This is a genomic window from Colwellia sp. MB02u-14, from assembly GCF_014076915.1.
GTDB lineage: Bacteria > Pseudomonadota > Gammaproteobacteria > Enterobacterales > Alteromonadaceae > Colwellia_A.
This window is the reverse complement of the sequence record NZ_JACGUX010000001.1, coordinates 77,232-91,853: the sequence shown is the minus strand read 5'-3', so window position 1 is coordinate 91,853 and position 14,622 is coordinate 77,232. Positions and strand designations below refer to the sequence as shown.

Below are 14,622 nucleotides of genomic sequence, written 5' to 3'. Positions count from 1 at the left end.
GAACACAGTAAGTTATTACCATTTCCTGCAGCAACCAGCAGTAGCGTATTATCAATTTTAGATTGGCGTGAGTATGCAAGCCGACAAAAAGAATACGTTTCAGAAAAACAAGCTTTTATAGAAAAACTTGATCTTCGCTCAGTCAATATTGATCTGGATTGAATTTGGAGTGGTGATAATAACCCTAACGCTGCACTGACTATTTTTCGCCATTTTGACAGCGCCTCTGTCGTTAAGGGATTTTTCAGGCAACCTCCCAAATCTGCTTGGGTTATGCATGACTTGAGCGCATACACTACTTATTAGTGATAGGGTTTGATGTTTATACAGAAGATACACTTAACGTAGCCAAAGGTGCTATTGGTACTTATCCAAAAGCATTTTGTAATATTAACCCACAAGAAGTTGCTGTTGAAAATATGAAAAAAAGCGATAACTTTGATTTAAAAACCCGTTACGCGATAAGACAAACGAATAAGGACTTTTGGATATTTTCAGATAAATTGCACCGATAACTCAAAATGAGTAAGGTATTGAGTTTGGTTTGTTAGATTACACCCGTTTAAAAAAATAATTCTACTGAAAAAAAAGCAAAAAAAAGGCGTTTCTTGAGACCAAGAAACGCTTTATAAAAACATAAACACTAAGGGAAATAAACTCTCGTGTAATAAGAGCACCATTTTTCCAATAAGTTCAAATTAATGTCAATAATTTTATCTTTCTATTCTAAGGTAAACTCAAAAAAAGTTCATCATCTGCTTCACTTTATATTCCTGAGTGGTAACGCCACTTTGATCATGCTTTTTTAACCGGAATATCAGTTTGCAGTAAAATACTATAAGCCAGTTTAACTGTGCCTGATTGTTCGGTTCTAATTGCATCAATAGAATATGTTGATATTTCCTAAAAATATCTCTGTTAATCGTCAATAATGAAACAAAATTTTTAGGAGACGCTAGTAAATTTTAGAAAAACTTCATCATCTACTGCTCTAAATAGAAAAACATAGTATAGTTATTGAGCACTAATGGTTTTTATTTACCAAAGGACTTATCTATTACAGGGAACGGTTATGATGAATTCAAATATATTTTTAGTAAACTTACCAGAGCATGTCAATAAAAGTTTGCTGCCAGTATTGGAGGCTGAATCTTTAGGAAACATCCAATTATTCACTACTGATAATATTACCCAACCGCTAGATCCCCCTATTAAAAATACTGATTACCTCATCTTTTATATTGAAAAAATAGATGAAGACAGTATGACTCTGCTTGACTTAAAGCAAAATGTACCAACGTTATTGATCACCCATAATTTAAATTTTGAAATGGAAAGAACAGCCAAAGCGCATTATATTGATATGGTTGTTAGTGAAAATAATAGCGAGCTAACGGCTCTTATTTATGGTTTTATCCGGCAACATGATATTTATCGCTTTCAGCATGCGTTAGTCGTCGATGACTCCAGAGTCGATAGTCGCATTGTTGCCAACTTATTAAGCAGCGAGTTTATTCGCAACGATATTGAGCTTAACAGCGAAAAAGTCATCGAGCGTTTAACGTTAACACCTTCTGTAAATATGCTGATACTTGATTATGAAATGCCATGTAAAGATGGTTGCCAATTGATGCAGGAAATCAAAGAGACGTTTTTAAACCGACCATTTATTTTTATTGGCCTAACCGGAAGTAGAAATGGTGCTATAAAATTCCTAACTAATGGTGCTGATGATGTCTTTATTAAGCCTTTTGATAATGAACTCTTTACTTTAACCCTTAGAAAACTGATTTTTAATGTCCACAAAATAAATAAAGACAAACACACCTTAAGTGACTATAAAAAAATTGTTAATAACCTTTCTAAGGAAATATCTGATCCTATCTACGTTTTAACAACGATTAATGATTGTTTATTAGAAAAAAAAGTCAGTAAAGAACAATACAATACCTTTAAAGAAATCAGCCTGATATGCAAAGAGAAGTTAAGTAATACCTTTGATAGTTTATTAAGTTACTTTGCTGTTTCAAGCTACATGCAAAAATCCGTATTAAAGTCATACTCATTACAATCGATGATATCAACACAACTATATCTAGAATCAAGCAGAGATAAACTGCATAACATTATAGTGAATAAATCGCTTGATGAGGATATCAAAGATTTATCCGTTCCTGAGCAAATTGGTCAAGTTATAAACCAATTAACCCATGATGCCGTATTGCGCTCTCATAACGGAGGAGAACTTAACATAAGGCTTTATTCACAAAATGATGATATTGTTTTTGAAGTTGAGCATACGTCACTTTCCTCTTCAAATTCAGAAAAAACCACTACGCCTTTTACCATAGAAGGCTTCCCTGAAAATTTACTTCAAACAGAATCTTTAAATCAATTACTTTGTCAAAAGATCATCAATGAATACGAGGGTTCTCTAGGTGTTCATCATAAAAGTGCTGGAGATGTACATTTTTTTAAAGTCCCTAAGAAATCATTTTTATCAAGAAGTGCAAACCACTAATGTAAGGCAACCGCTAAAATAGTTCATTATTTGTCCTAATACCGCTAAAGTTTACGACTTCTCATATCACTTAACGCTTAAGCAAGTATCGTTAAAAGACAATATGTAAGTCATTCGTATCCAGTCAATAAAGAGAAGTAAAAGTTTCACTTTAATTGAATTAGTCGTAGTCATCGTAATATTAGGCATACTGTCTGCGGCGACATTATCCAAATTTATCAACTTATCAAAAGATGCAAAAATAGCGGTACTGACCCAATTTAGTGAGAGTGCAAAGGTCGTAAATCGCTTGATCTTTTTAAAGTCAAAAATGCCAAGCAATGTCACATTCCCTATGACAGGCCAAGCTAATTTAATCGGCATAGATGGCAATGGCGTGATTGACCTCACGACTGCAGGTTTAAGGTTATTACACTCTTACATTGATAATCATAAACTCTACAAACAAGTTAATGTTTCAGATCTATTTAAACTCTCTGGTAGCAAGGTCTTTGAAGAACAAGACGTAAACTTTGTCTATATTGGTTATGATGCCAATAGTAACAATCAAGTCAGTGACGACAACGGTAACTTTAGATGTACCCAAAGACAATATGAAACAGTAGGTCCAAAATACGATGTGATTGATGATGGTTGTTAATCAACAGAACACGACCTAAACGTTCTATTGTCTACCTGCTTACTTAACACACTTACTACATATAAGGCTGATACTTGGTCGTATTCCTCTGATGATTCCCAGTGGTTATTATTGCTGACCACTATACTTTGATTGTATTTATAACCGTTTCTACAATAACAACCAGTCATCAATTGGAAAAAAATCATCGGCTGCATTAATTAATGAATTAGCCGTCAAAGCAGACACTCCATAAACCTGTGTGTTAACACCATAACGCTCTTTAACTTTTTTAAGCAGTAAATCAAAATCGCCATCTCCTGATAATAAAATAACCGTGTCAACATTATCTGCATGTTCCAGAACATCAATCGTAATTCCGACGTCCCAGTCACCTTTTGCTGAGCCATCTCTGCGCTGAATAAAAGGCTTGAGCTTTACTTCAAAGCCAATGTGTTTTAACGCTTTTTGAAATTTATGTTGAGCATCATCGCTGCGTTGAATAGCATAAGCATTCGCAATAACAATATCGCCTTGTTCACTAATTTGTTGCCAAAACTTACGGTAGTTAAACTGCCTTTGAAAACTATCACGGGTGGTATAATAAATATTTTGTACATCTACAAAGATAGCTATTCTGTTAAGTTTTGTGGTCATTTAAGTACTCGATGATGAAATATATGAGTTATAGCCGTCAATACGACAAACTAGATGCAACATGCTACAATAAACTTACCATTAAAAACACGCCTAAAAGTATAATAATCCAGAGAAAAATACGATGTCAGCCATACGTTTACTATTCTATTTCTTATTACGTTTCCCTATAAAGTTACTCGTACGCAGCAAGATTATGCCTGACAACTATTTAGCGTCAGAAGAAGTAAAACTTGAGCAACCCCAGTTTTATGTTATTCGTCATCAATCGGCCAGTGATATTCTCGCATTACGAAAAGCATGTAAAAGCCTAAAGCTTCCTGATCCCCTCAGCCCGATAACCATTAACGAGCAAAATTTTTCACGCTTATTGTGTTTAGAAAAGCCCACGCCGCTATTTCGTTGGCGAAAAGCCGGCCATACCCAAGCAATAACTCAAGGGTTTGAATTATTAAAACAACACAGCATAAACGAAGCATTAGATGCCCAATTGATCCCCGCTCATGTTATTTGGGGACGTACTCCAACCAAAGAACATAACAATGCCAATATTGGCACAGTGTTAGCAGATCAAGAGTCGCCTTCTTGGTTACGTAAATTTTTCATTGTTTTATTCTTAGGCCGTAATTCTATTGTACGTTTTAGTGAAGCTATTTCGTTTCGTTTAATGGCAGACAAGCATGGAACAACTCAAGCGAGCGCACAAAAGTTAATGCGTATTGCTCGGTTTCATTTTTACCGCCAAACCATTGCAACAACAGGCCCAAGGTTAATGCATCGCCAACAAATGTTTGCCACACTATTAGCTAACCCTTCAATAAAACGTCTGATTCGTGATGAAGCAAAAAGCAAAGCGACAAGTGAAGATGAAATAAAGAAACAAGCTCTCGCCATTATGGATGAAATTGCTGGTGATTACCGCGATTCCATGGTCCGCCTAGGTGCGCGTATCTTAAATTGGTTATGGAATCGCTTGTACAGTGGTATTAACATCAATAATGCAAAAGTGCTAAGAGATCTTGCTCAAGAAGGGCATGAAATTATTTATGTACCTTGTCACCGTAGTCATATGGACTATTTACTGCTCACCTATGTCATTTTTCAAGAAGGTTTAGTTACGCCAAGAATTGCAGCGGGTATTAATTTGAATTTTTGGCCCGCAGGCCCTATATTCCGTAAAGCGGGCGCATTTTTCATTCGCCGTAGCTTCAAAGGTAACCGCTTATATTCAACGATTTTCCGTGAATATTTAGGCTTATTATTTGAACGTGGCTATTCGGTAAAATACTATACTGAAGGGGGACGTAGTAGAACAGGCCGTTTATTGACACCTAAAACAGGTATGCTCGCGATGACCATACAAAGTTTACTGCGTGGCATTGACCGCCCATTAACTTTAGTGCCAGTTTATTTAGGTTACGAACATGTTATGGAAGTGGGTACATACCACAAAGAATTAAGTGGTAGCCAGAAAAAAAATGAGTCTATCTTTGGGGTTATTAAAGCCATTAAAAACTTACGAAACTACGGTAAAGGGTTTGTAAATTTTGGTGAACCTATTAATATTAACCAGTTCTTAAATAAACAGGTACCTAACTGGAAAGAAGACATTGACCTTATCGATCCCCAAAAACCAGCCTGGTTAACACCCAGCGTTAATATTCTAGCGGATCAAGTGATGATGCATATTAATCAAAGTGCTGCGATTAACGGAACCGCCCTTGTTGCTCTTATCTTGCATGCTTGTAAAAATAAGGCGCTTGCTAAAACAGAATTGATCAGTCAGCTCGATCTATTTTTAAACTTACAGCGCAGTGCTCCTTATAGCGAACAACTGACTATCCCTAGCGAAAATGGCCAGCAACTCCTTGACGAAGTTATCTCACTTAATAAAGTGACCGTTAATCAAGACAGTTACGGCGACATTATTTCATTGTCTGAAACAGCAACGTTAGAAATGCGCTACTACCGTAATAATATTTTACATAGCTATATATTGCCTGCACTTATTTGTCGTTTGTTAGAGCGCCACAGTAAAATTAATAAAGAGACTTTATTAATGCAAGTTCAACGTATTATCAGCTTAGTGAAAATAGATTTGTTTTTATGGCAAGACGAAGACGAGGTTGTTCAACAAACAGAACAAATATTAAATTTTTTATATGCCCAAGGTCTTATTACACAAAGCAAAGCAGGGTTTTATAGTGTTGTACACGATATTGAACTTAACCGTAATATTCGACTAATTGGTGAGTGTATTAACGAAACTGTCCAGCGATTTACTATTATTTGTTCATTGATCAGTCGATTGTCACCCATAAATAAAAATGATCTCGAAGACAAAGTTGTTGCTATTGCTCAACGATTATCGGTATTAAATGATATTAACGCTCCTGAATTTGTTGATAAAAAAGCACAAGGGATTTTAATTAAAGCCATGATTGAACAAGGCTATATTAATAAAGATGAAAACGATAAACTTATTGATAGTAGTACATTAGGGTTACTAAAAACGTCGGTAACTCAGTTAATAGACATTGAAGTATTACAAAGTATTATTCGTTAACAAGAGTATAAAAAGGCCGGGTATTGTGTCATCTTTAATAAACATTAGGATGACACAATACACAACACAACTGAGTGATTCACTTACCCCCTTGCTACAAATACTCTATTGATATACCAATAAAAACCACTAATCCGACGTAATGATTATTCAAAAAAGCTTGAAAGCATTTATCACGTTCTCTATTCACAATTAAAATTTGTTGGTAACAGAAAAACCCTGCTGCGACTATAAGGCTTACTTGAAAGGGCCAACCAAAGGCGAGTATTTCACCCACACTCATTAACAACGCCAATGTGGCTAACTGAAGAAATAAAATAATGCGTTTGTCGTGCTGACCAAATAAAATAGCGGTGGATTTAACACCAATTTTTAAATCGTCATCGCGGTCTACCATCGCATACATAGTATCGTAAGCCACCGTCCATAATACGTTAGCACTAAAAAGTAGCCAAGCAACGGTGGGTATTTCTCCCATACCTTCAGCGAACGCCATAATCATTCCCCAGCTGAACGCAGCACCGAGTACGACCTGAGGTAATTGGGTATAGCGCTTCATAAAAGGATAGCTTGCTGCGAGTAGCACCGCGACAGCTGAAAGCTGAATGGTGTACCAGCTTAGTGTTAAAACTAAACCAAGCGCAATACCGATGAGTAAACCAAATATCGATAACGCATCATTAGGTGTCAGCAAACCTGTAACCAACGGCCGATTCTGAGTACGCTTTACTTGTCCGTCTACTTTTCGATCAGCCCAGTCATTAATAACACAGCCAGCACTGCGCATTACAAAAACCCCCAAGGTAAATACAACTAACCAATGTAATGTTGGAAAACCATCGCCAGCAATCCATAATGCCCAATAAGTTGGCCATAACAGTAAATAAGTGCCGATGGGTTTATCAGCACGAGTTATTTTTACAATACCCTGCCACTTGTCTGCAACCAAGCTAGTCATGTTTTTTCCTATGATTTAAGTAAATGAGCACAACGATATCATTGACACAAAAAGCGATTAAGTAAAAATAAATAAGTGACCATAAAAGGTTTATCAGCACGAGTTATTTTTACAATACCCTGCCACTTGTCTGCAACCAAGCTAGTCATGTTTTTTCCTATGATTTAAGTAAATGAGCACAACGATATCATTGACACAAAAAGCGATTAAGCAAAAATAAATAAGTGACCATAAAAGGTTTATCAGCACGAGTTATTTTTACAATACCCAGCCACTTATCTGCAACCAAGCTAGTCATGTTTTTTCCTATGATTTAAGTAAATGAGCACAACGATATCATTGACACAAAAAGCGATTAAGCAAAAATAAATAAGTGACCCTAAAAGGTTTATCAGCACGAGTTATTTTTACAATACCCTGCCACTTGTCTGCAACCAAGCTAGTCATGTTTTTTCCTATGACTCTTTTATTTCTTGTGGTTTATTAGATTGGTATGCAAAGGCATTTGGCAAAAATATTTCAGCAACCATTAAAGGCTTACGGTGTAGCATAAACGTTGAACGACGCCCCCAAAGCAGGCTTTGAGTTGGTAATCCAAGTTGTTGAGCGAGTTTAGCCACAGCACTGTCTGGTGAAAAAGCTGAAATTTCAATACATTTACGATATAAATCTTGTTTGCTAAAGAGTACTTGCCCTAACGACTGGTTACCCAAGTGCGCTAATTGCTGTTCTTCACCGGTTAAACTTTTCAAGGGTAATAAACTACGCGCAAAGACTTGGGGCATGTCATCGCAATATAACAAAACCTCACGCACTAATACTTGCTCACCAACGCTAATATCAGCTGTTGATTCATCTTCTGAGCATAATTGAATTTCTTGTCCCAAAACTTCAACACGAAACTGTTGGCAGCATTGACTTAATCGAGCCGTTAACGAGCTTGGGTCGAGTAACCAGCTTAATAAAGTATCATTAAGTGAAACACCTAAAGGAGACTGCCATGTAGTATTGATCGTAATGGGGAATAATGGATGCGATTGGCTCATAACAACTAATTAATAACTATTTTTATTAAACAATAACCTGCACATCATATCAGTATTGTTTTGTTTTGTTTATGCCGCAGGTAATTTAGAAGCATATAAAGTGAGTTTTAATTGGTGGTTGATAAGTACTTTGAGTACTAAAAAAAATAAAGCGAATAAATTTGCTAATAAAAGCTAAAGATTCATTGTATTATAGTCGATAGTATTTTCAATTCTCCAGTTAATTAGAGCGGCAAAATGAAAAAAACCTTATTAATATTCGCGACATTATTATCATTCTCTTTGCCTTTATCTTCAGTTAAAGCAGCAGATTATGCTTATTTTGGCTTTGAACCCGCTATTATCACTAACTATGTAGCCGTCAAAAAGAAGCTAGGATACGTTCGTCTCACTGTTGAATTGATGATTGAAGACTCTTCAAACTATGAAACGGTAGAGCATCACGCTCCCTTACTACGCGATGCAATTATTACTATTATTGGCCAACAGCCTGAAGCGAAAGTAAAATCGATTAATGGTCGCCATGAAATTCAGCGTTTATGTGAAGAAAAAGTGAAAAACCTTTTAACGATAGAAACAGGTAAGCCATTAATTAAAAAGTTACTTTTCACTCAGTGGTTAGACAACTAAAATAAAAAACGCCGTAGATCTGTAAAGTTGACCTACGGTTTCCATTGCGTAATTAACGTCGTTTCATTAATAAAATATTTACTGCTGCGAGTAAACACCCACTAACTAAACCTAATAAATGCGCTGTATTTGCCATATTAATCGGGAGAAGATCTGCGTATCCCAGTAAAAGCCAAAAAAGTAAAAAACCAATAATAGGTTTAGAAATCATTAAGCCTTTTTCAGGTGCAAGCCAGCCATACCACCAAACATAACCCACTAAGCCATAAACAACGCCCGACAGGCCACCAAAATTAGGGCCTGAAACCATAAACTGACCCAGGTTAGAAACAAGAGCGGTGATCAAAAATAAATTAATGAGCGCTCCTTTACCTAAGACACGTTCTACACTGCCACCTAATTGCCACCACCACATGGTATTAAAGACAATATGCAACCATGAGAAATGAAACAGTGCTGGGCCTAATAACCGTAATGGCGAGTCGAAAAAAGCATCAAGCGTTAACTCAGGATAAAAATGTAATCGCTGAAAGATAGGCTGTGAAAAACCCAACAAACTCATCACAAAAACTAACCAACACACTGCAAAGACCGTTAAGGTTACCCCGCCCGCATGAGCAAGAAATTGCTGCTTAAAACTTGTGATTAATGACGGCGAATTATCCTGAACTTGCGCGAGTTCACCTGTTTGCCATGCGGCTTGCTGATATTTTTCTTGGTAAGGATTGTCAATAAATTCTGCAAAAATTTCTTTTGCTTGATTGACCTTAGTCGCTGCGCAGTAAATAACAAAATCACTGTCATGCTTCTGTACTTTCGCGTCAATATCTAAACTGGTTAAGTAATTTGCAAACAACAAAGCAATATTATGCTGCTTAACTTGTACTAACGGGCTTAGATCATCAGTTGAATTAGATTCCGACATTATGCGCAACCATTTAGTGTTCTACATCTTGTGGAAAACGTAACTGCCAATCAGTAAAACCACCATCAAGTGAATACACTTCAGTAAAGTCTTGGCTAATTAGAAAACCTGCAGCCTGTTGGCTAGAAATACCGTGATAACAACAAACAACAACGGGCGCATCTAAGTCAGCTTCACGAATGAAGTCAGCAAAGTTTTCATTACTCAAATGAATGGCGCCAGGAATATGGTTTGCTTGAAAAGAAGCAGCGTCACGAATATCGACAACAACGTGTGTTTTTTCACTTAAACTTTCGTGTAAAGTGGCAAGTTGCATATGTTTAAAATTTGTTTGTTCAGTCATTTTTTATTTCCCTAAAATTTACGCCGTTAATGTAGCATAATTTTATATCTAGCCGTTACTATTCAAAACACAGGAAAGTACATATTGATTGGTCATGGGTCTTACCCTATAAAAACATTCTTTGCTGTTTGCCATTTAAAGCTTGTGTACTTATCGGTAATATAGACGACTAATACGTTCATCACTCTCACTAAATGCAATGATATACAGGAAACCTCATGGGCTTTAAAATAGCAAACAATTCCATTCTACGTTCAGATGATTACACAGAATTAGTGCGCGGAAAAACCTATGCTTTTGAACGAAAGGGTCATCAACATCTCGCTGGTGATGTTCCTGTCTGGTTAACAAATATTGATTGGACTGCTCGGGCAGAAATTAGCATTGTTAGTCAGTCTATTGAAAATAACAATATTAAAGGGATATTTCGTGTTGACTACCTCTATCAAAAAGATGAGCAACAAACGCTCACTAGCACTTTTATTCGCATGTATGCCGGGCTCAGTGATCACTACATTTACTTGTTATCTTCACAAGCTGAATATCAGCAAGCGCTAACCGAAGGTAAACTAATACGTGACTCATTAGCCAGTGAAGGCTTTATTCATGCGACGCCAAAAAGTCAATTAAACCGTCTTGCCAATAAGTATTATAAAGATAAAGTTCAGCCACTTATCTTGATTGTTGATAAAAAATTAATATTACCTGAAGTAAAATGGGAACCTGCAACCGGTGGTTTATACCCTCATATATATGGACCATTAAATATGAATGCTGTCACCGCGATTGAAGAAATATCGCTTAATGAAGAGGGAAAATTTCAGCTTTAGTGACTAAAAGTAAAACAAAAAGACTTCTTTATTTAACCATGCCCTAAAACAAAAAAACCAAAACATTTTCATGTTTTGGCTTTTAATATTTTATCAAGCGTTTAGCATATTAAAAACTTTAACGCTTACAAAATAAGGAACCTACAATACTTTCGCGATAGATTGTGCCAAGTAATCAACATTACTATTAGCAATACCCGCAATACTCATACGGCTTGAACCGACCATATAAATACTGTATTCGTCTTGCAATTGTTGCACTTGCTCCAGAGTAATCCCCAAGAATGAGAACATACCCATTTGACGAGTAATAAAGCTAAAGTCGCGAGTAACACCGTTTTCTACTAATTTATCAACGAGTAATTGACGATTTCCATTAATACGGTCACGCATTACTTTTAATTCTGCATGCCACTGTGTACGTAATTCATCAGAACTTAAAATTGTTTCAACTAATGCCGCGCCATGTGCTGGCGGCATAGAGTAAATAACACGAATAACATAAAGCAATACTGACTGAGCAACATCTACTGCGGCTGAGGATTCACCAATAATAGTACAACCACCAATACGCTCACGGTATAAACCAAAGTTTTTAGAACATGAACTGCAGACAATCATTTCTTTGACGTTTTCAGCCATTAAACGTAGACCGTAAGCATCTTCATCTAAGCCAATACCAAAACCCTGGTAAGCCATATCAACTAGCGGTAAGAAACCAACATCTTTAGCCACTTCAACCACTTGCTGCCATTGTTCATTGTTTAAGTCCATACCACTTGGGTTATGACAACAGGCATGTAATAGCACTGCATCATCGCTGCTAACTTCTTTTAATGCTGCTAACATACCGTCGAAATCAAGCGATTTGTTTTCATGGTCGTAATACGGGTAAGTTTTAACCGTTAGACCAGCCGCTTCAAATAAACCGGTATGGTTCGCCCACGTTGGATTACTTACCCAAATGGTAGCGCCAGCTTTACACGATTTAATAAATTCAGCAGCAACACGCAGTGCACCTGTTCCGCCTGGAGTAGAAACAGTGCGCGCTCTATTTTCGATAAGCACTTTATGATGACCGAAAATTAACTTGCTCATTTCTTCATTGAATACAGGAGAACCTGTCGGACCAATATATACTTTGGTATCTTCGTGATCGTTACGATATTTTTCAGCTGCTTTCACACAATCTAAAATAGCCGTATGACCCGCTTCATTTTTATAAACACCCACACCTAAATCAATTTTATGTGGGTTTGAGTCTTCACGATATTTAGCCAACAAGCCTAAAATAGGATCGGCAGGCAAAGCCTTTAAGCTACCAAACATGTCTCCAGTTACCTTATTCAATGACGGAATTTTCTTAATTGAACGATGTCGCTCAACAAGAGAAATAAATCCCTATGTTTAAAGCGCAAGCATAGCCCCAATAAGGTGAAAATTAAAGCGTTTAAACTAATAAATTGCATCAACCAATAGCACAAAAGGGACTAAGGAATAACAAGGACAATTTTGTTGTTTATGGTAAAAAGTTTCGCAACGAATTCCATACAGAATTCGTTGCGGTAAAGTGGAGTATAAAATCTTAGAAATTATTAGTAACAGCGGCGATAAAGCCAATAACACCACCAAATATGCCCCCCCAGACAACAAGCCAACCTAAGTGTTTGCGGATCATCGCTTGGATAATTTCCTTTACAAGCTGTGGCGTAAGTTCATTTAATCTTTGATCAATTATTTCACTCACTTTTTCACGCATGTCAGCTATCACACTTGGCTGCTCTAACTCATCTTTGAGGATATTATTAAACGCCTCACTTTGTGAAATTTTACCGACAGTAACTTTCATTTTTTCAATAAATGGTTGCCTTAAAGGCTGCAACGCTTCACTACCTCCAACCATGGCTAACATACCGCCAAACGATGATTTCTCAATCACATCAACTAAATCATCAAAAGCTGGATTTAAATCTATTTTTTCAATAACGGGACTTAAATCTAAAGACGCGACACCACCCGAACCACCGGATAAAAATCGGTCAATATTTTCTTCAGTAAAAAACTGTTCCATCATTAGCTCTTTAATTGCCTTTTTAAAATCTTCAAAGCGTGCTGGAATAACACCAGAACCATATAAAAAAGGCACTTTTTCAAAAAGCATATGTATGGCAATCCAATTGGTAAATGCACCTGACAAAGCAAATAAACCAATCGTAAAAAGTAAAGGTTGCTCGAAAAAATAACCCGCTAAAGTGGCAAGCAAGGCGATGATATTGGTCATAAAGCTTTTATTCACTGAGTACCCCAAAATTTACGTAAGTTTCTATCGCGCTATGTTAACAATTGCATGGTTTTGCGCCAAGTCTTTTGCTGTATAGTGAGATGTAAATAATAAAAATGAAGGACACGTTATGAAGATCATCGTTATTTTAGCGATCAGTAGCTTACTTGCTAGTTTTACTGCTTTTGCAGACAACAACGACCTAGAAAATGAATGGCGGTCATTAGACGTAAAAAAAACAGTATTGTTAATACTCCCCCATGGGAAAGTAGTCATTGAACTTGCTCCACAGTTTTCTCCTACGCATGTTAAACAGTTTATAAAGCTCGTTAAATCAGGTCATTATAACGGCAATAAATTTATCGTGTTATCGATGGTTTTGTCGCTCAATGAGGGCCTGACGATGGCAGCCCTGCTGATAAATCTGTACCAATATTAAAAATGGAAGGTGATTTTACTACCGATAAAAATTGGCAGTTCACTAAAATTCAAAACAATGACTTATTCGCCGAACAAACCGGTTTTAAAGACGGTTTTTCTTTAGCACATAATCCCAGCGAGAAAAAAGCTTGGCTAACACATTGCCCAGGGGTGGTAGCAATGGCTCGTGGTAATGAAGCTGACTCTGCTTCAAGCCACTTTTATATAGTGAATGGTCAAGCCACACGTTACTTAGATCGTATTATGACCGTATTTGGTCGCGTAGTTTATGGCATGAATAATATACAAGCGGTCACAAGAACATCGGTGATTGAAGGTGATATTCCGGTTAATAAAAAAGATTTTACGCCGATGCTCAGTATGCAAATGATGAGTGATGTTCCCAAAGAAAAACAAATATTATTACAGGTACAAAATACTGAACACCCCGCCTATAGTGACATGATCGAAAAACGCAAAAAGCGTGAGAATGCTTTTTTCTACAAAAAACCTCCACCGGTATTAGATGTTTGTCAAACCCCCGTACTAAGCCGTATAGCAAAATAGAATAGCGATTTATACCATGACAATTATGAGTGTGTATTATCTACCTCCACACACGCTCATTTCTTTAAGCCTATTCACGGCTATTTAATTAATCTATTCGTTGATTAACCCTGTTTGGCTACCCACCAGTAAAAATATAAAATACAACAATTAACCCCTTGGAATTATGGAATAAAATTGTGAATGATCTTGATGGACTATTACGTTTAATGAATCGAATAAATGGTGACTGTCTGTTAATTTTAATTTTAATTTTACA

16 protein-coding genes and 1 pseudogene are annotated in these 14,622 nt (G+C 36.6%); 10 read left to right on the top strand and 7 right to left on the bottom strand.

The window, feature by feature from the left end; all coding sequences use genetic code 11:
* Positions 1-162 precede the first annotated feature (162 nt).
* The 5 genes and pseudogenes from H4J52_RS20350 to H4J52_RS19740 all read left to right on the top strand — a co-directional run bounded on the left by H4J52_RS20350 (position 163) and on the right by H4J52_RS19740 (position 3,161).
* Positions 163-306: a fatty acid cis/trans isomerase gene (locus tag H4J52_RS20350; RefSeq protein ID WP_182180508.1), complete on the top strand. Its 144-nt coding sequence runs from the start codon at positions 163-165 to the stop codon at positions 304-306.
* Positions 306-515 carry a fatty acid cis/trans isomerase gene (locus tag H4J52_RS00360; protein WP_182223452.1) on the top strand — a complete coding sequence of 70 codons (210 nt, stop codon included), beginning with the start codon at positions 306-308 and terminating at the stop codon, positions 513-515. The genes H4J52_RS20350 and H4J52_RS00360 overlap by 1 nt, the downstream gene beginning before the upstream one ends.
* A 557-nt stretch (positions 516-1,072) precedes the next feature.
* The gene (locus tag H4J52_RS00355; protein ID WP_182224065.1) at positions 1,073-2,521 is read left to right on the top strand and encodes a response regulator; all 1,449 of its coding nucleotides are present in this window, start codon (positions 1,073-1,075) and stop codon (positions 2,519-2,521) included.
* Positions 2,522-2,633: 112 nt separating this feature from the next.
* Positions 2,634-2,726: pseudogene (locus H4J52_RS20345) on the top strand (type IV pilin protein); the annotation flags it as partial.
* 105 nt (positions 2,727-2,831) lie between these two features.
* Complete coding sequence (locus H4J52_RS19740; protein WP_259366647.1) at positions 2,832-3,161, top strand: hypothetical protein; 330 nt, start codon at positions 2,832-2,834, stop codon at positions 3,159-3,161.
* A gap of 150 nt (positions 3,162-3,311) precedes the next feature.
* On the opposite strand, the gene H4J52_RS00345 is transcribed toward H4J52_RS19740, so the two are convergent.
* Entirely contained in the window at positions 3,312-3,797 is a 486-nt protein-coding gene (locus H4J52_RS00345; protein ID WP_182180406.1) for an NYN domain-containing protein, read from the bottom strand.
* A gap of 124 nt (positions 3,798-3,921) precedes the next feature.
* Between H4J52_RS00345 and plsB the strand changes: the two genes are divergently transcribed.
* Entirely contained in the window at positions 3,922-6,363 is a 2,442-nt protein-coding gene (gene plsB / locus H4J52_RS00340) for a glycerol-3-phosphate 1-O-acyltransferase PlsB (RefSeq protein WP_182180404.1), read from the top strand.
* A 94-nt stretch (positions 6,364-6,457) separates the two neighbouring features.
* Here the strand turns inward: plsB and ubiA are convergent, their stop codons facing one another.
* On the bottom strand, positions 6,458-7,321 hold the full coding sequence (ubiA, locus tag H4J52_RS00335; protein ID WP_182180401.1) for a 4-hydroxybenzoate octaprenyltransferase: 864 nt from the start codon (positions 7,319-7,321) through the stop codon (positions 6,458-6,460).
* 455 nt (positions 7,322-7,776) lie between these two features.
* On the bottom strand, positions 7,777-8,367 hold the full coding sequence (locus H4J52_RS00330; protein WP_182180399.1) for a chorismate lyase: 591 nt from the start codon (positions 8,365-8,367) through the stop codon (positions 7,777-7,779).
* 237 nt (positions 8,368-8,604) lie between these two features.
* Here H4J52_RS00330 and H4J52_RS00325 point away from each other — a divergent pair, with 237 nt between their 5' ends.
* Entirely contained in the window at positions 8,605-8,997 is a 393-nt protein-coding gene (locus tag H4J52_RS00325) for a flagellar basal body-associated FliL family protein (protein ID WP_182180397.1), read from the top strand.
* 52 nt (positions 8,998-9,049) lie between these two features.
* On the opposite strand, the gene glpG is transcribed toward H4J52_RS00325, so the two are convergent.
* Both glpG and glpE read right to left on the bottom strand, forming a co-directional pair.
* Positions 9,050-9,922 (bottom strand): rhomboid family intramembrane serine protease GlpG, encoded by an 873-nt coding sequence (gene glpG, locus H4J52_RS00320; protein ID WP_182180395.1) that lies wholly within the window; start codon positions 9,920-9,922, stop codon positions 9,050-9,052.
* Between the two features lie 13 nt (positions 9,923-9,935).
* On the bottom strand, positions 9,936-10,265 hold the full coding sequence (gene glpE / locus H4J52_RS00315; RefSeq protein ID WP_404851966.1) for a thiosulfate sulfurtransferase GlpE: 330 nt from the start codon (positions 10,263-10,265) through the stop codon (positions 9,936-9,938).
* A gap of 218 nt (positions 10,266-10,483) precedes the next feature.
* Between glpE and H4J52_RS00310 the strand changes: the two genes are divergently transcribed.
* Positions 10,484-11,095: a DUF952 domain-containing protein gene (locus tag H4J52_RS00310; RefSeq protein WP_182180393.1), complete on the top strand. Its 612-nt coding sequence runs from the start codon at positions 10,484-10,486 to the stop codon at positions 11,093-11,095.
* A gap of 141 nt (positions 11,096-11,236) precedes the next feature.
* Here the strand turns inward: H4J52_RS00310 and H4J52_RS00305 are convergent, their stop codons facing one another.
* A complete protein-coding gene (locus H4J52_RS00305; protein ID WP_182180391.1) occupies positions 11,237-12,424 on the bottom strand; it encodes an amino acid aminotransferase in 1,188 nt (395 codons plus the stop codon).
* Between the two features lie 256 nt (positions 12,425-12,680).
* Entirely contained in the window at positions 12,681-13,391 is a 711-nt protein-coding gene (locus H4J52_RS00300; protein ID WP_182180389.1) for a DUF445 domain-containing protein, read from the bottom strand.
* A gap of 115 nt (positions 13,392-13,506) precedes the next feature.
* On the opposite strand from H4J52_RS00300, the gene H4J52_RS19735 reads away from it, so the two are divergent.
* Both H4J52_RS19735 and H4J52_RS19730 read left to right on the top strand, forming a co-directional pair.
* Positions 13,507-13,815, top strand: coding sequence for a peptidylprolyl isomerase (locus tag H4J52_RS19735; RefSeq protein WP_259367795.1), 309 nt, complete (start codon positions 13,507-13,509; stop codon positions 13,813-13,815).
* A 2-nt stretch (positions 13,816-13,817) separates the two neighbouring features.
* Positions 13,818-14,363, top strand: coding sequence for a peptidylprolyl isomerase (locus H4J52_RS19730; RefSeq protein ID WP_259367794.1), 546 nt, complete (start codon positions 13,818-13,820; stop codon positions 14,361-14,363).
* The last annotated feature ends 259 nt before the right edge of the window (positions 14,364-14,622 follow it).

Bases quoted from the DNA above. Each gene is read 5' to 3' on its own strand.
- ubiA (WP_182180401.1), bottom strand. From the start codon at position 7,321: ATGACTAGCTTGGTTGCAGACAAGTGGCAGGGTATTGTAAAAATAACT.
- H4J52_RS19735 (WP_259367795.1), top strand. From the start codon at position 13,507: ATGAAGATCATCGTTATTTTAGCGATCAGTAGCTTACTTGCTAGTTTT.
- H4J52_RS00345 (WP_182180406.1), bottom strand. From the start codon at position 3,797: ATGACCACAAAACTTAACAGAATAGCTATCTTTGTAGATGTACAAAAT.
- H4J52_RS19740 (WP_259366647.1), top strand. From the start codon at position 2,832: ATGCCAAGCAATGTCACATTCCCTATGACAGGCCAAGCTAATTTAATC.
- H4J52_RS19730 (WP_259367794.1), top strand. From the start codon at position 13,818: ATGGAAGGTGATTTTACTACCGATAAAAATTGGCAGTTCACTAAAATT.
- H4J52_RS00325 (WP_182180397.1), top strand. From the start codon at position 8,605: ATGAAAAAAACCTTATTAATATTCGCGACATTATTATCATTCTCTTTG.
- H4J52_RS00330 (WP_182180399.1), bottom strand. From the start codon at position 8,367: ATGAGCCAATCGCATCCATTATTCCCCATTACGATCAATACTACATGG.
- glpE (WP_404851966.1), bottom strand. From the start codon at position 10,265: ATGACTGAACAAACAAATTTTAAACATATGCAACTTGCCACTTTACAC.
- glpG (WP_182180395.1), bottom strand. From the start codon at position 9,922: ATGTCGGAATCTAATTCAACTGATGATCTAAGCCCGTTAGTACAAGTT.
- H4J52_RS00305 (WP_182180391.1), bottom strand. From the start codon at position 12,424: ATGTTTGGTAGCTTAAAGGCTTTGCCTGCCGATCCTATTTTAGGCTTG.
- H4J52_RS00310 (WP_182180393.1), top strand. From the start codon at position 10,484: ATGGGCTTTAAAATAGCAAACAATTCCATTCTACGTTCAGATGATTAC.
- plsB (WP_182180404.1), top strand. From the start codon at position 3,922: ATGTCAGCCATACGTTTACTATTCTATTTCTTATTACGTTTCCCTATA.
- H4J52_RS00355 (WP_182224065.1), top strand. From the start codon at position 1,073: ATGATGAATTCAAATATATTTTTAGTAAACTTACCAGAGCATGTCAAT.